This is a genomic window from Candidatus Coatesbacteria bacterium (assembly GCA_014728225.1).
Lineage (GTDB): Bacteria > RBG-13-66-14 > RBG-13-66-14 > RBG-13-66-14 > RBG-13-66-14 > WJLX01.
Window position 1 is genome coordinate 48009 of the sequence record WJLX01000003.1, and the last position, 19833, is coordinate 67841.

General features: G+C 65.5%; 16 protein-coding genes. 9 read left to right on the forward strand and 7 right to left on the reverse strand.

What is annotated here, in order from left to right; translation table 11 throughout:
• Positions 1–7: 7 nt before the first annotated feature.
• The gene (locus GF399_00360; protein MBD3398767.1) at positions 8–784 is read right to left on the reverse strand and encodes a pseudouridine synthase; all 777 of its coding nucleotides are present in this window, start codon (positions 782–784) and stop codon (positions 8–10) included.
• Between the two features lie 317 nt (positions 785–1101).
• On the opposite strand from GF399_00360, the gene GF399_00365 reads away from it, so the two are divergent.
• From GF399_00365 to GF399_00375, 3 genes are all read left to right on the forward strand, one after another.
• The gene (locus tag GF399_00365; GenBank protein MBD3398768.1) at positions 1102–1530 is read left to right on the forward strand and encodes a chromosome condensation protein CrcB; all 429 of its coding nucleotides are present in this window, start codon (positions 1102–1104) and stop codon (positions 1528–1530) included.
• A 45-nt stretch (positions 1531–1575) separates the two neighbouring features.
• On the forward strand, positions 1576–3501 hold the full coding sequence (locus GF399_00370; GenBank protein MBD3398769.1) for an LptF/LptG family permease: 1926 nt from the start codon (positions 1576–1578) through the stop codon (positions 3499–3501).
• Between the two features lie 97 nt (positions 3502–3598).
• Positions 3599–3841, forward strand: a complete 243-nt coding sequence (locus tag GF399_00375) for a hypothetical protein (GenBank protein ID MBD3398770.1) — start codon at positions 3599–3601, stop codon at positions 3839–3841.
• 240 nt (positions 3842–4081) lie between these two features.
• Here GF399_00375 and GF399_00380 read toward each other — a convergent pair whose 3' ends face one another.
• A complete protein-coding gene (locus tag GF399_00380) occupies positions 4082–5866 on the reverse strand; it encodes a response regulator (protein ID MBD3398771.1) in 1785 nt (594 codons plus the stop codon).
• 321 nt (positions 5867–6187) lie between these two features.
• Positions 6188–7036: a deoxyribonuclease IV gene (locus GF399_00385; GenBank protein ID MBD3398772.1), complete on the reverse strand. Its 849-nt coding sequence runs from the start codon at positions 7034–7036 to the stop codon at positions 6188–6190.
• A 186-nt stretch (positions 7037–7222) separates the two neighbouring features.
• On the opposite strand from GF399_00385, the gene GF399_00390 reads away from it, so the two are divergent.
• Entirely contained in the window at positions 7223–8659 is a 1437-nt protein-coding gene (locus GF399_00390) for a hypothetical protein (protein MBD3398773.1), read from the forward strand.
• 14 nt (positions 8660–8673) lie between these two features.
• A complete protein-coding gene (locus GF399_00395) occupies positions 8674–9975 on the forward strand; it encodes a hypothetical protein (protein ID MBD3398774.1) in 1302 nt (433 codons plus the stop codon).
• A gap of 405 nt (positions 9976–10380) precedes the next feature.
• Here GF399_00395 and GF399_00400 read toward each other — a convergent pair whose 3' ends face one another.
• Entirely contained in the window at positions 10381–11151 is a 771-nt protein-coding gene (locus GF399_00400; protein MBD3398775.1) for a hypothetical protein, read from the reverse strand.
• A 419-nt stretch (positions 11152–11570) separates the two neighbouring features.
• On the opposite strand from GF399_00400, the gene GF399_00405 reads away from it, so the two are divergent.
• A complete protein-coding gene (locus GF399_00405) occupies positions 11571–12392 on the forward strand; it encodes a sigma-70 family RNA polymerase sigma factor (GenBank protein ID MBD3398776.1) in 822 nt (273 codons plus the stop codon).
• A 59-nt stretch (positions 12393–12451) separates the two neighbouring features.
• Here GF399_00405 and GF399_00410 read toward each other — a convergent pair whose 3' ends face one another.
• Positions 12452–12985 (reverse strand): bifunctional nuclease family protein, encoded by a 534-nt coding sequence (locus tag GF399_00410; GenBank protein ID MBD3398777.1) that lies wholly within the window; start codon positions 12983–12985, stop codon positions 12452–12454.
• A gap of 148 nt (positions 12986–13133) precedes the next feature.
• Between GF399_00410 and GF399_00415 the strand changes: the two genes are divergently transcribed.
• Positions 13134–13949: an alpha/beta fold hydrolase gene (locus tag GF399_00415; protein ID MBD3398778.1), complete on the forward strand. Its 816-nt coding sequence runs from the start codon at positions 13134–13136 to the stop codon at positions 13947–13949.
• Entirely contained in the window at positions 13950–14810 is an 861-nt protein-coding gene (locus GF399_00420; GenBank protein ID MBD3398779.1) for a hypothetical protein, read from the forward strand.
• A gap of 282 nt (positions 14811–15092) precedes the next feature.
• Here the strand turns inward: GF399_00420 and GF399_00425 are convergent, their stop codons facing one another.
• The gene (locus GF399_00425; protein ID MBD3398780.1) at positions 15093–16910 is read right to left on the reverse strand and encodes a T9SS type A sorting domain-containing protein; all 1818 of its coding nucleotides are present in this window, start codon (positions 16908–16910) and stop codon (positions 15093–15095) included.
• A 496-nt stretch (positions 16911–17406) separates the two neighbouring features.
• Between GF399_00425 and GF399_00430 the strand changes: the two genes are divergently transcribed.
• The gene (locus GF399_00430; GenBank protein ID MBD3398781.1) at positions 17407–17628 is read left to right on the forward strand and encodes a hypothetical protein; all 222 of its coding nucleotides are present in this window, start codon (positions 17407–17409) and stop codon (positions 17626–17628) included.
• 191 nt (positions 17629–17819) lie between these two features.
• Here the strand turns inward: GF399_00430 and GF399_00435 are convergent, their stop codons facing one another.
• Positions 17820–19742 carry a TonB-dependent receptor gene (locus tag GF399_00435; protein MBD3398782.1) on the reverse strand — a complete coding sequence of 641 codons (1923 nt, stop codon included), beginning with the start codon at positions 19740–19742 and terminating at the stop codon, positions 17820–17822.
• Positions 19743–19833 lie beyond the last annotated feature (91 nt).

Genomic DNA, 19833 nt, shown 5'->3' on the forward strand with positions numbered 1-19833 from the left:
CGACCACTCAGCCGCCGCCGGTTCCGCCGCCCCGGCGCTCGAAGCGGCGCAGGCCCTTGCCGGCGCCGCGCAGTTCCTCACGCAGCCGCTTGACTTCGCCCGGCGACAGCCTGCGCCAGCGGCCCGGCTCCAGGTCCTTGAGCTCCAGGGTGCCGAACTTGATCCGCTTGAGCCGCAGCACCCGGTAGCCCAGGTGCTCGCACATCCGGCGGATCTGGCGGTTGCGGCCCTCGTAAAGGTCGATGTAGAAACGGGTCTTGTCGCCGGCGCGCTCCAGCAGCTTGACCCCGGCGGGCAGGGTGCGGCCGTCCTCCAGCTCGACCCCGGCGGCCAACTCGCGCAGATGCTTGTTGGTCACCCGGCCGCGTGTCGTCACCAGATACCGCTTGATCACGTGGTAGCGCGGGTGGAGCAACCGGGCGGCCAGGGTGCCGTCGTCGGTCAGCAGCAGCAGGCCCTCGCTGTCCCGGTCCAGCCGCCCCACCGGGAAGACCCGGCGCGGGTAGCTCTTCAGCAGGTCGCCGATGTCGCGCCGGCCCTTCTCGTCCTCCAGGCTGGTGATGATCCCCCGGGGCTTGTAGAAGACCAGGTAGTGGTAATCCTCGGGCAGTTCGAGGGGTTTGCCGTCCAGTTCGATGGTCTGGGTCTCCGGGTCCGCCTTATCGCCCAGGCTCGCCGGAACGCCGTCGACGCTCACCCGGCCGGCCTCGATGAGCTTCTCGGCGGCTCGGCGGCTGCAGACCCCGGCGCGGGCGATCAGCTTCTGTAGGCGCTCCTGCGGCATGGGTAAAAGTATAACAGAGTTGCCGGGTTATCGTCTTCGGGCGGGAGACCTTTGCCGAACACCCCGCACGCTCCACAGCCGCCGGCCCCCGGAACTGGCACGGTTTTTGCATCTCGGCGACCGTTAGCACGGCTGTAACGGTCCGCCTCCGCAAAAACCGTGCCAGTTCCGGGGGCCGGGGCGGGGCTGGTTGACGGCCGCGGGCGAGTCGCGCAAAGGTCTCCCGCCCGGGGCGAAACCGCGGGATGGATTGGTCTGGGTATCGCCTTGCCCCGTGGTCGACGGCGATGCTATAGTCGCCGGAAACCCGCCAAGGCTTGCCGGTGGTTTGCGTATTCCGTTTGACGAGGAGCATATCTTTGACCCTGCTGAAGAAAGTCCTGCTCCTCTTCGCCTCAGGCGGCGCGGGCACTCTGGGCCGCTTCGGCCTGCTGCTGGCCCTGCGCCGGCTGCCTGCGGGCCGTTTCACCTGGCCGACGATCATCGTCAACTTCCTCGGCTGTTTCCTCGTAGGTTTAGTGGTGGAATTGGCGGCCGAGCGCTGGCAGTGGGACGCTCATACTTCGAGCATCATTCTGATCGGTTTCTTCGGCGCCTTCACCACCTTCTCGGCGGTGATCCTGGAGGCACTGCGTTTGGGTCAGAGCGGGGATTGGCTCTGGGCGGCGGGGTACATCGTGGTCCAGAACGTCCTGGGCTTGGGTGGTATCATCGGCGGTGTCAATCTGGGCCGGGTCTTGGCCTGAGGCCAACTTGTCTCGGCCCCGTCGAGGGGTTATCATGAACTACGAATCCAGCTTCAGCGGAGCACCGTGAGCGAGCTGACCCTCAAGCGTGTGGAAGGACGCGGCCTGGCCGTCCCCTGGCGGCTCTACGGCTACATCCTGCGCGAGCACATCGGCCCCTTCCTTTTCGCCCTGGTGGTGGCCACCCTGGTGCTGATCCTGGGCCAGGTGTTCCGCATGATGGAGCTGATCCTCAACAAGGGCGTGCCGGCCCAGTTCGCCCTGGAGCTATTCGTTCTCTACCTGCCGGCCGTGCTGGCCTACGACGTGCCGATGGCCCTGATGGTCGGGACGTTGATGGCCTTCGGTCGCTTGTCGGCGGATTCGGAGATTACGGCGATGAAGGCCACGGGGACCAGCTTCCTCTCGCTGATGGTCCCCAGCCTGGCCCTGGCCGTGGTCTTCGCCGTGGGGATGTTCTTCTTCAACGATCGCGTGCTGCCCGAGGCCAACCACGACTTCAAGAACCTGCTCTACGACATCCAGAACAAGCGTCCGGACATCAACCTGCGTGAGGGTGTGTTCATCAACGACTTCCCGGGTTACCTGATCTACATCGAGCAGTTGGACGATCGCTCGATGGAGATGGCGGGGGTGCGGATCAACATGCCCCGGGGCGGGCGACTGGAGAAGATCGTCACCGCGGCCCGGGGACGCATCGAGACGGGCGAGGGCGGCTATATCCGGCTGTACCTCGAGGAAGGCGAGATCCAGATCAAGCCGATGGGTTCCGACGCCTTCCGGATTCTGCACTTCGACGACTACACCATCGACATCGACGCCGACACGGAGCTCAAGCGCGAGGAGCGTCTGCTGCGTTCGGATCGTGAGATGACCGTGGCGATGATGGAGGCCAAGGTCAACGAGTTCGATCTGGACCGGGCGATGCTGGCGCGGGCGGCGCAGATCCGCAAGCGGCAGATGCTGGCCGGGGAGGAGTTGACCCCGCGCCACGAGCTGCTGCAGAATCTGACCCTGGCCGCCGGGGGCTACACCCCGAGCGAGATCCGCCAGATATACAACATCCGCGAGCCCCTCGAGCAGCGCGAGATGACCCCGGGTTCGGCCAAACACGGCGACAAGCCGGGACCGGAGAAGATCGATTTCGCCGACCGTACGCCCCTGGCCGAGCTCAGCCTGCCGGGGAGCCTGGAGGAGGGGCGCGAGGCCGAGATCGGCGCGACGTTCGAGGACGCCCCCGCGGCCGAAGATGACGACGGCCGAGCTCCACCTCCGGGGACCGGCCTCTACATCGACCCCTTGGAGCAGCACCTGGCGATGCAGCGCTCCGGCACCGACAAACCGCCGATCGAGCTGTTCGAGGATAACGGCGAGAAAGCTGAAGCTGGCGAGGCGGAGGAGGAGGCCGCAACCGCCGGGATCGTCCGACCCGAGGCGATCATCGACCGCTCGCACTCGCCGGAGGGGATCACCGCCACCCTGACCGTCGCCGAGCGCCTGGCCCGGGAGGAGCGCTACCTGGCGACGCGCTATCGGACACTGCGCAGCCAGATGGATAAATACGAACTCGAGATCGCCAAGAAGTACTCCATCTCCTTCGCCTGCATCAGCTTCGTCCTCCTCGGCGCGCCGCTGGGGGTGATGATCCGCCGCAAGGGCAAGGGTATCGGTTTCGTGACGTCGATCGGTTTCTTCTTTTTCTACTGGGTCTGCCTGGTGGGCGGCGAGGCGTTGGGCGACGGCGGCGACCTCAACCCCTGGCTGGCGATGTGGCTGCCCAATATCATCTTCCTCGGGCTGGCGTCGATCTTCATCTACCGCGCCGTCAACGATATCGGCATAACCTCCCGCGGCGTGGTCTCGGCGGTGCTGCGTTTCTTCACCCGGGAAGGCCCCATCGGCCGCTGGCTGGACAGGCGCAAGCGGCGGCGCATCGAGCGCGAACGCGGCTCATCGGCTTCGGCGCCTTGACCCGCGGGGCCTTTGCCGATATAGTTGAAGTGTTATCGGTTTCGCAGAGAAGAGGCAGAGAAGAGAAAGATAAGAGAACTAATCGAGGAGCGACTTCGTGGCAGAAGCCCAGACCGCTGACGAAGCCCGGCAGTTGGCCGAGAAGCTGATCGAGGAGCTGCTGGAGGCCGCCGATCCCGAGCAGCTCGAGCAGGCGCGGCAGATGGGTATGGTGTTGTCCCTGTTCGCCGGCCAGGTCGAGGAGGCCCGGGAGAAGTACAACACGGCGACGGCCGCAGACCTCGAGGACCGCGACGACATTTTCGAGAACGTGGTGACGCACAAGCTGCGTGATGCTTAAGCTTTAGAGTCTGTTTCAGCGGGAGTCCACTCCGACGGATCGGCTCCGGGGTGAAGGCGGCGCATGGTTGGAGAGTTTTACGGCAATCGAACCAGCCGGGCCCCGGGGCCCGGCTGGTTGGCGGTAGGGTGCGTCGTTGCTGCGGCAAACGGCGGCAATTGTGCGCCGTCCCGTCCACCGCGCCGACCCCGTGGGTAGTCAACCCGTTGCTGCCAAAACGGACCCTGCGGGGTCCGTTCTTTATGACCGTTTTGCTCCCGGCGGCGGATCCTCAGCCGCGCTCTCCCCGGAGGCGCCGAGGACTTCGAGGATCTTGTCCCGGACGACCCGGGGTTCGAAGGGCTTGAACAGCACGGCCTTGAGTCCGTCCTGGCGCGCCTTGAGCAGGGAATGGGTCGGATCGTAGCCAAAGCCCGTCATCAGGATCACTCGGGTTTCGGGATGCTTCTCGGTGACCTCGGCGTAGACCTCGTAGCCCGTCTTCTTGGGCATCATGATGTCGGAGACGACGACGTCGAAGGGCGGGTCCTGGGCGGCCATCTCGACGACCTCCTGCCCGTCGGCGGCGGTCTCGACGTAGAAGCCCTCGCCGGTCAGATACTCGCCGAGGAGTTGACGGATGTTGGGTTCGTCGTCGGCGATCAACACCCGCGGCTTGTGCGGCACGGGGCAGTACTCCCCCGCCGGCTCCTTGCGCTCCCGGCTGCCGGCGAAATCGACCATGGTGACCTCGCCGGCGACCTCGCGCACCCGGTAGCCGCTGCCGTAGGCCAGCTTGTTGAAGTCCTGGACCAGCTCGGAAATCCGCCGGGCGGATTGCAGGGCGATGTCCAGTTTGTCCTCGAGCAGTTCAGGGTCGAAATCGTCGCCCTCCAGGTTCTCCAGGGCCAGGGAACAGGCCGACAGCACGCTCTCCAGGGGGTTGTTGATCTCGTGGCTGACGCCGACGGCGGTCTGGGCCAGGGTCTTCTGTTTCTCGGCGGCGATCAGCTTGCGCTCCATCGCCAGATGCTCGCGCAGGTCCTTGGAGACGCCCTCGGTGCCGATCAGCGCGCCCTCGTCGTCGAGAAGAACGTTGGCCGAGAGGGAGATGGGGATCTCCTCGCCGTCCTTGGACTGAGCCACGGTCCGCAGGCCCGAGATCGAGCCCTCCTCCTTGAGGGCCCGGATGATCTTGCGGTAATCCTCTACGCGGGAGTAAAGCTTGTCGGCCGGTTGGCCGATGATCTCGTCGGCCTCGTAGCCCAGGATGCGCTCGGCGGCATGGTTGAAAACCACGATTCGGCCCTGGGCGTCGGTGGCCACGATGATGTCGGCGGAGTTGTCGACCAGGTTGGTCAGGTAGCGCCGGGCGGCCTCGCGCTCCAGGTAGAGGCGGTGGCTGGCCACGGTGGCGGCGGCGATGTTGGCGAACAGCTCGACGACGCGCAGCGAGCGCTTGGTCGGCCGACGACCGTCGAAGGGATCGTCGACGGACAGGGTGCCCACCAGCCGGCCACGGGGTCCATAGAGGGGGACGAACAGCAGGTCCCGGGGATGCCAGTTGACGAACTCCTCGACATCATGATGACTCTCGACGCCCACCTCGCGCTCGAAGATCTGTTCGGATTCCGGGTAGGGGATGAAGTATGAATTGCGGATGCGGAAGCGCTCGTCGAAGATGCGCCGCCGTTCCTCCGGGCGCAGGGGATCGGCGCTCTTGAGCTTGGAGACCTCGGTGTGCGAGAGTCCGGCCCAGCCATAGCCCAGCACCTCGAGATCGTCGTCGAGAAGGGTGATCACCGCCCGCCGGTAAGCCCGGATGTCGATAATCACCTGGCAAATCAGATTCAGCTCATCGGACAGGTTCTCCGTGGCCTGCAGACGGGCGCTCATCTTGAGCAGGGTGCGCAAACGCGCCGCCGCGTCCTGGTACTTGTTCAGACGCGACTTGAGCTTGGTGATCGTCGCTAACACCTGGCGACGCAGCGCCCGATCGTCGACCAGCAGTTCCTGCAGAGTCTCGCGCAACTCTTCGTAACGCACGGCACCTCATCCTCGGCTGGCGGACATTTTGAACAGTGTAGCATCGCCGCCGGCCCGCGGCAACCCCCGTTCACAGGCTTCGATCACTCCGCTTACTCGACACCGGCACCCACGTCGGCCCCTGGAAAAACAGCCCTCGCCAACCGCGACGAGGACCGCCGCCCTGCGGCCGGAACTGGCACGTTTTTTGCAGCTCCTCACCCGCACGGCCGACGGTAACCTTACGCTATCGCAAAAAACGTGCCAGTTCCGGCCGCGCGGGTCCGCCGGGGTGGTGCAAAGGCTGTTTTTCCAGGGGAAGTGGAGCCGCCGCACAATCGGTCATTCCCGGTGCAGCGCCTTGAGTTCGGCGATCAGCCGTCGGCTGTGCTCCTTGTTCTCGCCGGTTTTCTCCAGGATCATCGCGCAGTGCTCGAGCCGCTCGTCGTTGACCAGTTCGCGGAAGGCCTCCAGACCGATGTTGCCCTCGCCGAGGTAGGCATGGCGGTCGGTGCGGGAGTCGAGTTCCTTGAGCGAATCGTTGAGGTGGAAACAGTGCAGCCGATCCAGGCCGATGGTCTCGTGGAAATCGTCGATGACGGCCCGGGTGCTCCGCCGGCTGGATAGATCGTACCCGGCGCCCCACAGGTGGGCGGTGTCCAGACAGATGCCGACTCGGCGGCCGCGTTCTTCCAGACCCTCGAGCAGGGCCTGCAGTTCGGTGAAGTCCACCCCGAGGGCCGTTCCCGAACCTTCGGAGTTCTCCAGCAGCAGCAAGGGGTGGGTGTCGTCGAGGGTAGCCAGGACCTCGTCCAGGCCCTGGATGATCAGCTCCAGCCCCTTCCGGCGTCCCCGGCCGGTGTGTTTGCCCGGGTGGAGCACCAGGTAGTCGGCGCCGACGAGGGCGGCTTTGGCGAATTCCTTCGCCAGCGCCGTCTTGCCCTTGTCGATGGTTTCGTTTTTGGCGCTGGCCAGGTTGATCAGGTAACCGGTATGGACCACCAGGGGGCCCTGATCGAGTTCGGCTCGGCGCTCGCGGAAGGCGGCGGCTTCGTCGGGGTCGTAATCGCCGTAGCTCCAGGTCGAGGGGCTGTCGACGAAGATCTGGTAGCTCTCGGCGCCGATGTCGGCGGCGTAGTCGGCCAGCTTCTTCAGCCCCGGGGCCGTCGAGACGTGCATGCCGAAGCGCATCCCTGTCCTCCGCTTGAGTTTTTCCTCTCCCAGTTTAGTCCATCGGCCGTGTCTTGGCCAGGATAACCCGCGTCGGCGATGGGACGATTGAAACCGGCCGGTCTATCGGATAAAATGAGGGCGTATCATGGACGACGATGACGCGGTCCGGGTGTTTTCCGCCGGCCGGCATAACGGAGGTTGTCGATGTACTTCTGCAAGAACTGCGGCGCCGAGTTCGACGAGCCCCTCCACGGCACCTGTCCGGCCTGCGGAGCCGCGCGGCGCCAGCTGGAGCGCTACGAGGAAGAGGTCCCGTCGGATTCCGGGGCGCCGATCTACGGTCCACCGCCCGGCGACGCCGGTTACCGGCGCGACGAGCCCGCCGAATCTGCCCCCTACACCAGCGGCCGCAAGCCCTCCGGCGGCGGTTCCGCGGGTGTCTACGGTCCGCCCAAGCACAGCGGCCCCAGCGCTTCCAGCCGGGGCCTGCGCAGTCGATCCACCGGCTGCGGTCCGCTGATCATCGGCCTGATCCTGCTGGTCGTCATCGGTGGCGGCGTTGCCGCGGTGTTCTATTTCGTCGACGACTGCGACATGTCGAACGGAGATTACACCTACACCGAGAGCGTCGACACCTCGGAACCCCTGTTCCGCAACCGGGCGGCGGAGATGGAGGACGCGGGTTACGAGCCCGTGCCCGACATGGCGCCGGACCTCTGGCCCGTGGCCGATCACACCCTGTGGTTCATCGACGGCGCCACGGGCGAGCTGTGGTACAACACCCTGAACGTCCCCAGCGCCAACAAGGTGCCCCTCTCGCCCGCCCCCGACTACCTGGGCGACATCCATCCCCTGCCCGACGGCTCCGGGGTGCTGGCGGTGATGGATTACAATGGCGAATACGGGGTCTACGCCGTTTCGCCGGCCGGTCAGACCGCCCTGTTGACCTCGGCCGCCGAGCTGGCCGAGCTGTTGCTGGAGCTCAAGTACATGCCCGAGGAGTTCTATGCGGGTGTGCGCACGGCCCTGGAGAGCCGCGAGCTGCTCGGCGAACCCCGGATGAAGGCCGACGGCTCCCTGATGGCCGTCGGTGCGGGTCCCGTCGGCGACACCCGGGTCCTCGTCATCCCGGCGGGCGGCCAGTCCTACGTCCTCGACCGCTACATCAAGAACGCCGTTCCCTGCAGCTTCGTCGGCAGTCAGCTCTTTATCGAGTACAACCCCGGCGGCACACCGATGGTCAAGAGGTACGACCTCGAATCGGACACCGACGAGTTCGTCTCGCTGACCTTCTACGACGGCGGCTTCGTCAGCGACGGCATCCGGATGGCCTACCTCTCCAACGACGGCGGTCGACCCGTGATCCGCTACGGCGCCCTGGAAACCCCCTACGACGCCGAGCTGCTGGTGCTGCCCGGCGGACAGGGCGAGACCGTCTCCCTCGCCGCCGGGCAGATAGTCTGCGCCGTGGCACCCACCGAGGGGCAGGACGGTTTCTACTTCCGCCACTTCGATAATCCGGAGCCCGAGGACCTCTACCCGATCACCTTCACCAAGACCCTGGACCTCGAATCGGCCTATTTTGGCCCACCGCTGAGCCAGCCCGTCGAGGAAGAGCCATCGCCGCCCCTCTCCAGCTAACCCGAAAGGCAACCTTGACCAAACCCGTACTGGCCCAGCTCGTCCGTCAGGATTTCGACAGCCTCTGGGAAAACGAAACCCTGGATACCGAGGCCGGGGTCGCCGAGTTGATCCTGGCCCAGTCGATCGAAGGTCACGCCCACACCGGCGCCGGCAGCTTCCATAAACGCCGTTACCCCGAACTGACCACCCACCAGGTGGTCGAGCTGCTCGGCTGGCCGGTGCTCGAATGCCGCCGCGCCCGCCAGGCCCTGATCGACGAGGTCTTCGAGTGGGTCGAGGCCTACGCCGATAAGGATGAGCGCACCAGTCTGGTCGACGCCGCCGGTCATCCCCTGCTGCGGATCCCCTGGCTGGCCAACCGCCGCGTCGAACCCCTCGAGGTGCTGCGCGGCATGTACGTCGGCGGTCTGCGGGACGACGAGGCCGTGCGCGCCGGAGCCGAAGAAAACTACGGCGTGGTCATCGGCGGCGGCCGCTGCCACGTCGTCGACACCCGGGTGATGGAGGAGCTCGGTGAAACCGCCGACTCCCTGGCCCACGAGGCCCACGACGCCGACGAGCTGGACCGCTACCGCGACAGCGGGATGATCGTCTCCCCCGACAAGATCGAAGCCGCCGACATCGACCAGGGACCCTACGAGTTCTACTACATCCGCTACCGCATCGGTCCCGGCCACTCCGACGACGCCGCCATCGTCGGCGCCGGCTTGCTCTACGGCACCGACGCCGCCCTGGGCGCCTGGCTGACCGACGCCGTCGACACCCTGGAGAAATTCTCCCTCCACTTCACCGACCAGGACGGCGAGCTCTCCCGCCTGGTGGGCGAGCGGGTGCCCGAGGCCCGTATCCCCGACGACGACCTCCAGCTCTACGTCACCCTCTGCGCCATCGCCCTCGGCAAGGAGGAGAAGGTCCCCGATTCCAGCACCCGCCACCTGCTGGCCGTCGATGAGAAGACGGACCGCAGCCTGCTGCGCGCCCACCTCGATTTCATCGAAGGCGTCAAGGGACCCGACCAGTCCATGGCCCACGGCAAGACCACCACCCACACATTCTACGCCTACCTCCTCCAGCGCCTGGCCGAGCTGCGCCGCCGACCCAGCGTCGCCCCCCGGACCAAAACCGCCGGCCTGCTCAGCACCGACTTCGCCGTCGCCGGCGCCGACGTCGAGCCCCGGGAGCTGGTCGAGCTGTTCAACAATCCCGACGTCTCGCTGGTCATCGTCACCGGCACCGACGGTCACCCCAAGGGTTACATCAAACCCGCCGATCTGCTGCGCCTGGTCCACGACCCCCCCGCCGAGGGCGAATAGGCCCCGCGGCTTTCCCGCTCCGACCAAACCCGTCGCCGGGGCGCAAAAACGCCGCTCCGGGAGACCGTTGAAACCCCTGCGGCGCTGATCACCCGCACCGGATAACCACGCCCGCCGGAACCGGCACGGTTTTTGCATCTCGGCAACCGTTGGAGTAAAGATAACGGTTCGCCTCCGCAAAAACCGTGCCGGTTCCGGCGGGCAGGTTGCTGGGTCGTTGTCGGGAGGGGTTTCAACGGTCTCCCGGAGGGTGTGTGAAGCCCGGTGCGAGGCGGATTAACAACCGCGCAGGCTGGGCCGCTATTCCAGACTAGTCGCCGATGGCGGGTTTGAAGCCCCCGATGCTGGGCGATATGGGAAAACAGCGGCCCGCGGGCCGCTGTTTACTGTTGTGCACGATCGAGGTTACTCGAGGGGTTCGACGAGGACGTTGTCGAATGAGACCCCGGGCTGGCGGTAGCACATCAGGCCGATCTGGCCGTTGGGCAGTTCATCCCACTCTTCGCCGCCGTTCCATTCGAGCACCAGGTTTTCCAGGTTGCCGTTGTAGACCTTGATCTCGTGGCCCCGGGCCTCGACGATGACTTTGAAGGTTTCGCCGACGGTGTAGCCCTGGCCGTCGTTGCGGACCAGCCAGTTGGAGACGGTGGGTCCGCGGCGGTCCAGGCGCCAGTAGGGTCCGCCGTATTCGTTGGACTGCATGATGAAGACACGGTAGTAGTAGCGGCCGCTGTCGCCGAAGTAGCTCAGCCGGAACATGACACCGACACCGTTGGGGTGTTCCGGGGTGATCTCTACACTGAAGCGGTAGTCGGTCCAGTTTTCGTCGCCGGCGGCCAGGACTGTGCCGTTCTGCCAGTAGGGATAGGGATCTTCGCTGCCGCCCCAGGCGTCGGCGTCCTGGTAGAGGGCCCCGTTTTTGACGTACCAGTTACCGGAGGGGCTGGTGTCGTCGAGGCCGTAGTCACGTTGGGTCCAGCCGTCGGGGAAGGAGCCTTCGTCGTCGTTGGCGAAGTCGTCGCTGAAGAGGGGTTCCGTCGTCTCGCTGGAGGTGGTGCCGTCGCAACCCGCCGCCGGCAGCAGGCCGCAGACCGTCAGGAGCGCGGCCAGCGTAGCCGCGAGTGCGGTGTTGCGGAGAAGTGACGGCGCACGTCGGCGATTAAGGGGAGTGCTCATCTCGGGCGCCCTTTCGGTGGTTCGGCGGGGAAACGGGAACCGGAAGCCGCACAGCGGCGTATCTTCCCAATTCCCCTTTTATGGGAGTATAGCAAACGGGTCGTCCGTGGTAAACCGTCAGCCGTCGGCTCACTCGGGGCGGTGCATAATGAGCGCCCGGCGTCATCAAGCTTGTCAATCTGACGTAAAAGCCCTGTAAAGACAGGTGTTTACGAAAGTCAACACTCGATCCGTGGTCAGTTGTATGAAAAAGTTAACGCTCAACCAGCCATCGGCGGGACACGGAAAAAAAGTGATCGTTGCAACACAATGAATCTGGACGACCTACGAAATGACTAGTGACGATTATCACTGGTTGGCACGATTGTTGCAGTGTTATAACCGTGGGTCGAACACATCAACATCGGAGGTTTCAGGGTATGAGGTACAGCAATCGAGACAACAAGAGCTTGAAAACATATCTCGATCAGGCCGGTAATCACCGCGTGCTGTCACGCACGGAACTGATCGAGTTGATGGAAGTTGCCGAGAACACACGCAACGCAATTATTTCCAACAACCTGCGTTTGGTCATCTCCATCGCCAAACGCTACATGGATCGCGGCCTGCCGCTCCAGGACCTGATCCAGGAAGGCAACATCGGTCTGATCCGGGCCGCCGAGGGTTACGATCCCGACAAGGGCACCTGTTTCAGCACCTACGCCACCTGGTGGATCCGCCAGGCCATCGAGCGCGCCATCGTCAACAAGCGGCGCACCGTGCGCATCCCCTTCGACAAGGACCGCCAGATCAAGAAGATCATCCGGGCCCGCGAGGAGCTGATCGCCGAAAGCGGCGACGAACCCGACGCCAAGCAGATCGCCCAGCGGTTGCGCATGCCCGTGGAAAAGGTCGAGAAGCTGCTGCGCCTCTCCCACGGCACCTTGTCCCTGGACAGCACCTACGGCAACTACACCAACCCGCTGATGGACACCATCAGCGACGACGAGTTGATGGCTCCCGACGACATCTGGCACGATTACCTGCTCAAAACCGCCGTCCGGCGGGCCATGGACGAACTGACCGAACGCGAGAAGCGGGTGTTGCAGTACCGCTTCGGTTTCCTCGACGGCGAGAAGCACTCCCTGGCCGATACCGGCAATCGCCTGGGTTACTCCACGGAGACCATCCGCCAGGTCGAGCTGACAGCCCTGCGCAAGCTGCGCTCCACTCATCACGAGCTGGCCGAGCTGCTCAATTGAGCTCACCCTCACCCATATACGTGGAACGGACCCTCGAGGGTCCGTTCCTTGTTTGAAGATTAAATCTCGTCGGCGCCGGAGCCCGCCGGTTGTTCCTCCCGGGCCCGTTCCAGGAGTTCGTCGGTGGTGTAGATCGGCGCCTCCATCCGCAGCGCCAGGGCGGTGGCGTCGGAGGGTCGGCAGTCGATGGCCCGCAGTTCGTCGTCGGCCCGCAGTTCCAGGCGGGCGTAAAAGGCCTCTTCGTGGACGTCGTCGATTATCACCCGCTCCAACCCGGCGTTCAGGGTCAGGATGATCCTGACCAACAGGTCGTGGGTCAGGGGGCGGCCGAAGTCATAATCGTCCAGGGCGATGGCGATGGAGACGGCCTCGGCCTGACCGATGCCCATGGCCAGGTGGCGGTCCCCGTCGCGTTCGGTAAAGACCAACAGATAGTCGCCCGTTTCGGGATCCTGCCACACGGCCCGGACGTCGAGACGGATGAGGTCGGCCTCGTCGTAGCCGTGATCGGCGGTCTGGGCCGCTGCGCCGAGCGCCGTCGTCAAGACCACCAGCGTCCAAAGCAGGGGTCCGGGGCGCGGGATGCCGTTCACCTTACCTCCCGGGGTGCGTCGTTACGCAACCATCCTATAACCTTTTTTCCCCGCGGGCAAACTTTTCTCTTCTCCAAACAGGCGGGCGGCCTTGTCAATCAACCGTCGAAGACGTAAACTACTATTAGGATTACAGCGGGAGGAAACCATGCGACGTCTAGTGTATTTGTGTTTGAGCGCTGGTCTGGCGCTGGCCCTGTCGGCCTGCTCCTCAAACGGCGACGAGACCGACTCCGCCGTCGACGGCGGTACCGCGGAAGTGGAGGCCGTCGAGCTGGAACCGCCGGCGGAACCCCCGGAGCCCGTTTGGGGCGGTGAGACGACCTATCTGCGTTCCGGCGACGGCACGCCCGTGGCCGCCGAGTGGCTCAGTGTGGAAGGCGCCGAGCCCCGGGGCACCGTGATCCTCATCCATATGCTGGGGCAGGAGCGCAGCGATTGGTCTCCCCTCGTCCAGCCCCTGGTGGAGAGCGGCTTCGATGTCGTGGGCGTCGATCTGCGCGGCCACGGACAATCGAAACTCAACGGCAGCTACGCCGACTTCACCCAGGAACAGTGGCGGGCGGCCCGCGCCGACGTCCGCGCCGCCCTGGATTATGCCATTCCCGACAAGCCCGATCCCTACTTCGTTTGCGGGGCCAGCATCGGCGCCAACCTGGCCTTTCTCGAGGTCGCCGGCGACAACCGATCCGCCGGGGTGATCCTGCTGAGCCCCGGTAAGGATTACCGCGGGGTCCGGCCCGCCGAGGGCCTCGAGGAATACGACGACCGCCCCGCCCTGCTGGTCGCCGCCGAGGACGACGCCTTCAGCGCCCAGACCGTCCGCGAGCTGGCCGCCGATTTGACCAACGCCCGCGTCGAGGTCTATCCCGACGGCGGTCATGGCACCCGGCTGTTGTCCAGCCGACCCGAGGTCCGCGAGCTGATCATCGACTGGCTCGTCCAGCGGCTGGCGGAGCGTTAGTTGGAAGTCGCAGCGCTCCAGCGTTTGCAGGTCCTCTACCGCTGTCCCGTCTGCGGTCGGCCCGGTCACGGCAACCTCCTCGGCGGCGCCGTCCATTGCACCCACTGCGGCGCGGCCTTCGTCAGCTTCTCCCGCGGCGAGGGCGCCTTCGTCGTCCTCGGCAACCTCAACTCCGGCGAGGCCGTGCTCAAGGCCCGCCGGATCGTCAAGGACTCCGGCTATCGGGGTCGCCTGCGGATCGAATCCGAGGAGCGCCTCCTGGTTCCCTGGAGGTTGACGGTCACCGAGCGCCTGATCGACGACGGTGAACCCCGCCGCGAGGAGACGGCGACCCTGCGAGTGGTACACGATCCGGAGCGTCTGCTGCTGCCCGAGCTGGATCCCCTTACGCTCCGGCTGGAGGGGGTCCAGGCCGCCGGATTGACCCTGGAACCCCTCGAGGAGGAGCGGTTGTCGACGGGCGACCTGTTGTTACCAGCCGAATCCCGGCAACAGCCCGGAGCGCAGTCGCCCGAATCGCTAGACCCCGGCATCGTTTCCCTACGCAGCGTCCTGCTCTACTATCCTTTCTGGCGCATCGTCTTCACCGCCGGCGACGACGGTCCCGATTGGCCCCTGGTGCTCGACGGCCTCGCCGGGCACCTGGTCGCGGGTGATCCGCCCCGGGGACAACGCACGATCCCCGCTTTCTGGATCGGCGTTCCCGCCCTGGGAGCCTACGCCCTCGGTTGTCTGGTCAATCTGTTCACCGGCGGCCTGTCCGGCTTCGAATGGCTGAGTCTCGTCGGCGCCCTGGCCGGCGTCGGCGGCCTGTTCTACCTCAAGGGGCGACGGGCCGAGCAGAACCTGCGACGGGATTAGTTGGGGTGGTCCGCCACGGTGGCCGACCTCTGAAAAACGGCCGGCGACGACTGCTGGACCCCGCCCGCGCCGAAACCGGCACGGTTTTTGCATCTCGGCGACCGTTGGAGCTGGTATAACGGTCGGCCTCCGCAAAAACCGTGCCGGTTTCGGCGCGGGCTATCCGGCTCTTGCGCCGGGTCGGCAGGGCCGTTTTTCAGAGGTCGGCTTGCGGCGTCGGAATAATAGAACGGACGGGTCCGGCGGACCCGTCCGTTGCGTTCAGGTGTTTCAGCGATTTGATCAGCGATCGACGACCAGGCGGCTGGTGGCGTTGACCGCGTCGGTCCGCAGTCGGATCAGGTAGAGACCGGCGGGCAGTGGGGCGGCGTCGAGGCCGATGACGTGGCGTCCGGCGGCCAGGTTGCCGCTGTGCAGGATGGTGATGCGGCGTCCGGCCAGGTCGTAGAGGGCGAGTTCGGCGGGGCCGCTGTCGGCCAGCTCGACGGTCACGGCGCTCCAGCCGCTGCTGGGGCTGGGATTGACGCCGACGATCCGGGTCACTGTGTCGCTGATACCGCCGAGGTCGCATTCGACGGGGCCGAAGCTGGTGCTCTGGCCGCCGGGTTCGATTACCTCGAGTCGGTAGGCCGTCGGACCGGCGGCTTCGCGGTCGAGGAAACGGCCGCGGGCGGGCTCGAGGGGGCTCTCGTTGAGTTTGATGCCTGCGCCGTCGGCGACGAAGGTGGTGTCGTCGATGCGGTAGAGGTTGCAGACGGCGTCGTCGGCTTCAACGTCCCAGGAGATCAGGGCGCCCTCGGCGGTGGGTTCGGCGGTCAGGTCGACGAGTAGGACCTCGGTGTTGTCACTGGGGAGCATGGTCGGATCGCCGATCAGGGTCATGCCGTAGAACCAGCCGCGGGCGGTCGGCCGGTCGGCCCAGCCGTAGCCCTCGGCGACCAGGGCGAACCAGGTCTGGAAGGCCTCGCCCCAGGTGTCCCCGGCGGCGACCTCGGAGTAGAACTCATTGAAGAAGAGCATCGAGCCGGTCTTGGTCGAGCCGATGGTGAGCAGCCCCTGGCCGTCGTTATCCAGGACATAGACGGCGCCCATGTTGTTGTCGGTGGTGTAGCGGGCGTTGGAGCAGGCGAACAGGTTGTGGACCAGCCACTCGTGGTCGGTGGAGTTGACGTAGTAGTTGTTGACGGAGGGCCCGTCGTGGAAGGCGTGAATGGCCGGGCTGGAGTGGCAGCACATCAGGATGTGCTCGTACTGGTTGTCGTTGAGCCTGTTCTGATAGCCGGTGCCGTCGACGTTGGGCCAGACGTTCTGCTCGTTGTTGGCGTAGACCTGGGCCACGGCGGCGCTCCAGGAGTTGCCGGAGCTCTGCCAGTCGTGGTCCACGTAGGTCATCGAGCTGCGCGGCACCGTACAGGCGTCGTTGCGGTAGTCGATCATCCGCTCCAGCCAGGCGTTGACCAGGTCGGCTTCGCCGTTGAACATGGTGAGGTTGTGCGCCGGCAGGCGGCCGAGGTAGATGTCGGTTTCGATGTCGCCGGAGCCGGCCTCGTGGTAGTCGTAGATGCCGTCGGGGTTGGGCGCGCCGGAGGAGTCCTCGTTATCCTGCCAATCGCCGTTCAGGTCCGTCAGGAACAGGTCGCAGGGGAACTCCTCGTAGCCGATGTCGGGCCAGAAAACGCCCTGGAACCAGGCCGAGTCGTAGTCGCCGATCAGGATCAAACCGTCGAGGCCGTCGTTCTCCCACCAGTCGACGATCCAGCTCTTGAGAACCTCGGGGCTGGAGGGCACGCCGGAGGTGTAGGCGTTGACGCCGTAGCCCAGACCGGCCAACTGGTTGGCGTAGGTGGTGAAGCTGCTCTCGATCAAGGGGTAGAGATCCTCGTTGACCAGGATGAACAGCTCGTCGCCGGGGCCGTTGCCGGCGGAGTACACCGGGACCGGTTCCGGGCTGGAAGCCGGGTAGGGTGTCCGGCGGGCCAGGTATTCGGCGTACGTCTCCAGGGGTTCGGCGCCGTCGAACAGCTGGGTGACGACGACCTCGCCGCTCTGGGCGAGCAGGACGGAGGCGAGAAGCAGCAGGATCAAGGCGCTTTTACACATCGGGTGTTCCTTTGCTGTTGGTCGGCCGATATTGCTGACGGTGATTTACCTTTCGGGCATATTAGCCCAGCACTTCTGGTGTGTCAAGGCGGGGGCAATAGCGAACACCGGCGGCCCCAATCCCGCCGTCCGGAACGGTTCCGGTGACAAGGAAGACGAAGGTTGTTGGGGATTAAGGAAGGGATCATCACAGGAGATGAACATCAGCTATTGCAGTGGGGTTCTTTAGCGGTGTGAACGGGTCTGTCAGCCCGCCACCGACGAGGGGGGCAATGTGGCGGGGAAGAGCGGGACGGGGGAGCGGCACGTCAGGTGTCCAAGATGCAATTACCGCTGCGGCAAGCTGTTCAAGCGTCATCCCCGGGGGCGTCGCAACGCGCCGCCGTCGGCAAAACGCGGCGAGACAGCGCGTCTGTTCCGGCTCGGCGTCCCGACCGTCCGAGCCGCCGGGGATTTGGGCAGCCGGCGCAATACGGCATATCGCTACTAGAAGCTAATCCGCCGGCGCCGCACCGCCGCTCGACAAGCCGCGCTGGACTCGATCGTCTACACCGACGGCTGTAAGGCCTATAAGCAACTGTCACTCAACGGCTTCCACCACAAACGCATCGACAACCAACAGGATTTCGCCGATGGACGGACACATAGCAACGGGATCGAGAACTTCCGGGGCGACGCCAAGCGCCGCCTAAAAGCCACCTGGAGGATTCAGGCTTAACTTCAGACTCTTGATCACTGAAAGGACGTTCAGCTTCAGCCATCGAGACGGCGAAAACGTGCTAAACCACCTCGGGAGCATACTGCGCGCTTGTTCATAATCAGGTGATAATCCCCTAAGGAAAAGGGGCGACTGAGGACAGTCGTCCCTGTGGTTGGGTTTCCTTCACCGCCAAAGCGCCGGCGGCCGGGCTAGAAGGCGAGCTCGACCCCCAGAACGAAGCGGCGCGGTCGGCGCGGGTAGTTACGGTCGGCGTAGTCGTTGCCGAAGGCGGCGGGGACATCGGAATCGGTCAGGTTTTCCAGGGCGCCGAAGATGGTCAGGTGCTCGCCGAAGGCGTAATCCAGCAGGACGTCGACGTCGTAGGCCGCCGGGAGTCGCTTGGTGAGCATGCCGACGACGGGATATTCGCTGTAGTCGGGGTAGTAGGCCCGGCGCTCGGCGGTCCAGTTCAACTCCAGGTCGACGAAGGAGCAGACGGCCAGGCGGGCCTGGAGTTGGTGCCGAGGTACGAAGGCCGCGCGGCGTTCGACGACTTGGAAGACGTCGCCGCTCTCCCAGTCGGAATAGACCAGCTCGCTGTGACGCTGGACGGCGTCGGTGTAGGTGTAGAACAGGCGCAGGGAGCTCCACCGCACTCCGGCGGTGGCGCCGAGGACGACCTGCTCGTTGACATTGACCGGTCGCCAGCGGCCGTCGGTGTCGGGTTGCCAGGCGATGAGGTCCGTCGTCTCGCGGTAGAAACCGCCCAGGGTCAGAGCCGCGCCGCCGCCCAGCTCGGGCAGGTCGACGGTCAGGTCGAGCTGGCGGGCCGTTTCCGGTTCCAGCTCGGGATTGCCGGCGTCGGGCCAGTAGAGGTCGTTGAGGGTCGGAGCGGCGAAGCTCAGCCCGCCGGCCAGGGCCGCCTCTAACCAGTCGCCCGTGTAGCGCAGCACGACGCCCGGTGACCAGTGCAGGCCGAAGTCGGTGTGTCTGTCCAGGCGCAGGGCGGCCTCGAGGGCTACGGGAGACCAGTCCGCCCTGACGCGCAGCCGGCCGCCGAGGTTATCCACCGCGGGTCGCCAGGTGGTGATCGTGGTGGTGCCGGCGCCCCCGGGATCGAAGGGTTCGCTCCAGCGCGTACTCTCGAGCTCGGCCTCGAGGTCGTCGGTGCGGTAGTCGAGAGCGCCCGAGACGCTCAACCAGTCCGTCGCCCGCCAGCTCGCACCCAGGGAGCCGAAGTAGGTCGTGGTGAGGTAGCGGCTTTCGTCGTGATAAATGCCACCGAACTCGTACCACTGGAGGTAGTCCAGCTCCAGTTCGCTCCAGCGGAAATCAAGGCTCAGCTCCAGCCTCCCCAGCTCCAGCCCGGCGTGAATACCGATATAGGTCTCGTGCTCCTCCTGGCGGTCGAGCAGGCTGCTGACCTCGTCGTCACCGAAGGTCGGGATGTCGTCGACGGCCGGTCGCGGTCCGGGAACACCCTGGTCCAAGCCGCGCATCCCCACCAGACCGCGCAGCAGCAAACCGCCGTCCTCGTATTCCAGGCCGACCCGACCACCCGGGCGCTCACAGTCGGAATTGGGCCGCCGGCCGGCGTACTCCTCCAGCCAGGCGTCGACGATCAGGTTCGGCTCGCCGGTGCGTTCGCTGAAACCGAAGTGCTGTTCGCCGTTTTCACCGACGGCCGCCGAGAACGAGGTCCGCTCCGAGTTGGTGACGATGTTGATTACCCCACCGACGGCGGCGCCGCCGGCCAGGTTGCCCGCCGCGCCCCGACTGATCTCGATCCGCTCGACTATCCTCAAGGGGACGGCGTTGAGGTCGACGGTGCCGTTGACGGCGGAATTCAGCGGCACGCCGTCGAGGAGTACGCGCACCTGGCGGCTGGGCGCGCCGCGCAGGCTGACCGTGGCCAGACCCCCGGCGACGCCGGTTCGCTGGATCAGGACGCCGGGAACGCCTTCCAGCACGTCGGTCAACTCCCGGGCCCCGGCGGCGGCGAGCTCGTCGCCTTCGATGACGAACCAGTCCAGCTCCTCGAGGCCACCGAGGTAGCGGGTGCTGACCTCGAGAGCCGCAGCGGCCGTCGTCAGCGTGATCAACAACAGGATGAGGGCTGGACGGTTGCGCACGGCGATCCTCCCCTTTGTCGGTCCTGGATGCTATAATTCACCGTTGAGACACAGCAAACCCCGCCCGTGGGGCCCGTTGGACGGCGTGATC